This is a genomic window from Microcystis sp. M53603_WE2 (assembly GCF_030065435.1).
This window is the reverse complement of record NZ_JASJFF010000933.1, coordinates 1-3,241: the sequence shown is the minus strand read 5'-3', so window position 1 is coordinate 3,241 and position 3,241 is coordinate 1. Positions and strand designations below refer to the sequence as shown.

The following is a 3,241-nucleotide window of genomic DNA, read 5'->3' as shown; positions in this document are numbered from 1 at the left end:
TTATCTAGAGCGAACTAATCAATTAAGTCTCTTGCCAGATAAGGATTTAGTCGATTTATGCCCCCCTATCGAACCATAACAAGTAACGAAGAGCCAGTTTTAAGTAATGAATTATGAATTATGAATGGAATTCGGAGGTGGCTTCGCCGCCGAGTCAAGCGCGGGGCGGAATTCGGAGTTCCGAGGCGCATTTGTAAGTCAACCAAATGTAGAGACTGTGATTAATTCCTGAATTAATCTACTAAATCATCAACCATCAATCATCAACGGTTAACTAAAAATGAAAATTGCTAACCCTCTTTATTACCCTTTAGCCGTTTTAGCAGGCGGGATCGTTTTAGTTGTTGGTGTTCGCTTTTTGGGATTATCTAATACTGTTACTTTACCAACAGCATTGGCGGTAACTGTAGTCGGCGCAACCGCCTTGAAAGCTAGAGAACCAGATGGGGAGAAACGGGTCAAACAACAATTACAACAGGAACTGCAAGTTATTCAAGGTTCGGCTCAAAGTTTAGCAGGAAAGGCAGAAGTTCTGCGTCAAGAAGCTAACCAATTATTAAGCAGCAGTTCAGTGCAAATGGACTTATTAATCGCCGTACAGCAAGCTTGCGATAGTGCTATTGAACTTCCCCCAAAAATAGAACAAATTGCTCAACGTTTGCCAGAAAGTGAATCCTTATTGTCAATCAATGAGTTACAACAGCAACTCTTGGAAGTTAAAAGTAAAATTCGTTCGAGTTTCGGTGTATCTCGTAAACAATTAGAACAGTTGCAAGCCAGTTTAGAACGGAATATTGAATTAGCACAACAAGGACAAGATACTCGTCAAGCAAAATTAACTAGCTTGTACACTGTGATTCAAGACTCGGCTGGGGTTCTGCAACAATTACAAAATAAATTGCGGACGGCTGACTTGACTAATTCGGAAGAACTTATAGAGTTAAGAAATTTGAGTGAAGAATTGAGTGGCTTTCAAGAAAATATTGATTTTATCATTTCTTGAACCTGACTAATAAATCAACTAAACTGGAAAAATCAACACCACAATACTACCCTGGAGATTGACGAGTAATGAACTTCTTAAAAACAGTTGCTTTATTAGCGTTATTAAGCAGCATCTTAGTTCTGACGGCTTATCTACTCATCGGCGGGATAATTGGTGCAGTTATCGGCTTAATCGTTGCTGCTGTAATTAACTTTAGTCTCTGGTTCTATTCCGACCAAGTTGTTTTAGCCGCTTTTGATGTTCGTCCTGCCAATTCTCAAGAAGAAGCTATACTCAAACCCATAGTTGAAGTGCTGTGCTACAGGGCAAATTTACCAGAACCTAAACTGTATATCATTCCTACTTCTTCTCCTAATGCTTTTGCTACTGGAAGGAATCCCCAACGGGGTGTTGTCTGCATTACAGAAGGGTTGATGAAACTGCTTCCTGAAGACGAATTAGAAGCCGTTATCGCCCACGAACTTAGCCACATTAAACACGGTGATGCCCTTACTGCTACAGTTGCTGTCACTATTTCTGTAGCAATTTCTCTCCTCACGGAAACAGGAATGACGGGAATGTTTGCCATGTTTAACTACCGCAACGCCAATCCCATCCGCCTAGCCGCCTTATTCCCTACCTTGCTACTTGCGCCCCTTACGGCTACCTTAACTCAATTAGCCATATCTCGAACGAGAGAGTATGCTGCTGATGCAGGTTCAGCAAGTTTAACCGGAAATCCTCGCGCCCTCGCTAACGCCTTAGAAAAATTAGAAAATAACAGCCAACAGCAGTCAATATCCACAGAAGAAAACCCAGCGTTAGCTCCCCTTCTAATTATTAATCCCTTCAAGGGTAAACTTGTCAATCGCTTATTTGCCACCCATCCTCCCACTAACAACCGCATTCAAGAATTACTCGCCATGCAACCAGGACTCTTAACGCCTCCCACTAGGAGAAACAGCCCTCAATCGAAACGCAGACGGGCAATAATTTCGGCTGCGATCGCCCTAATTGCTTTCGCTTTAGCTTATGCACCTCTTCCTGGCGTGCAGCAAAACCTTACCATCGTCAGTGGGACGGAACTTCAAGAACCATTGGCAGTCCTAGAGCCACAATTCGAGGCATCTCATCCCAACATTAACTTAGAACTGAAGTTTCAAGGCTCTCAGGACATAGTTAATAACTACATCGACCAGAAACATGACTTTACGCCTACTATCCTCATTCCAGCCAATGGGGAAATCTTAGAGGAGTTGCGCGATCGCCTGGCGGTACAGGGAGAAAGCAATCCCTTCTACGATACGCCCCAACCCATTGTCAAAACCTTCCTGGTGGGTATCGCTTGGCCCGAGAGAGGAAAGGTTATCTTCCCTGGGAGACGCTTTCAATGGCAAAGTGTAGAACGGGCCATGCAAAAGCGTAACTGGACTGCTATCGGCGGACAATCTACCTGGGGAAGCTTCGATTTTGTCATGACAGACCCTAGCCGTTCCAACAGTGGTCAGTTAACCTTAAGTTTGTGGTCCCAGTCCAATCTTGGCGGAAGTCCCCTAACTGGTACTAACTTGAATGGGCCGGGAATTCAATCTTTGTTTGCTCTGATTAAGCGTTCCGTCTATCAGCCGCCCCTTTCGAGTGACATTCTCTTGCAGGAATTTATTGCTCGCGGATCCAACGACGCTGATGTGGCGACTACCTACGAAAGTATCGCCCTCTATCGCTGGTCCCAAGCCCAAACTACCCAGGAAAAACCTTACCAAATCTACTATCTTGACCCGACTATTGAGACAGTAGCGACGGCGGCGATCGCACGGCGGGATGTGAATGAGGGACAAGCGAAAGCAGCCAGGGAGTTTGTCGCCTTTCTCAGACAGCCTTCCCAACAGGAAGTATTCGTCCGCTACGGGTTTCGCCCTGTGATAAGTGGCATAAACTTAGAATCAGTCTCCAACAGTCCCTGGAATCAGAATATTCCCGGTGTGCAGGTCAATCCTTCTGTACAATTTAGCCAGCCTCCTGATGCACAACTGAGGAAAGAAATTCAACGTTTATGGCAGCGAGTTAATTAATTTGAATCAATTGACATACTCCCACCGTCAAGCTACGCTGTGACAGGGGATTCTTTCCATATCACTAGACCTCTTGCATAAATCCGAAAACAAACGATAGAAACAATAATGGGAGGGACTTTCAGTTAATTATTTATTAGTAGTTGATAATCTTCAAAAATGTTGCTGTACAAGGATCGACTTA

The 3,241-nt window shown here is 44.1% G+C and carries 2 protein-coding genes; both read left to right on the top strand.

Going from position 1 to position 3,241, the window contains the following annotated elements:
* The first annotated feature begins 280 nt into the window (after positions 1-280).
* A complete protein-coding gene (locus PX481_RS19725) occupies positions 281-1,003 on the top strand; it encodes a DNA repair protein RecN (protein ID WP_004163389.1) in 723 nt (240 codons plus the stop codon).
* 68 nt (positions 1,004-1,071) lie between these two features.
* Positions 1,072-3,057, top strand: coding sequence for a M48 family metalloprotease (locus PX481_RS19720; RefSeq protein WP_004266742.1), 1,986 nt, complete (start codon positions 1,072-1,074; stop codon positions 3,055-3,057).
* Positions 3,058-3,241: the final 184 nt, after the last annotated feature.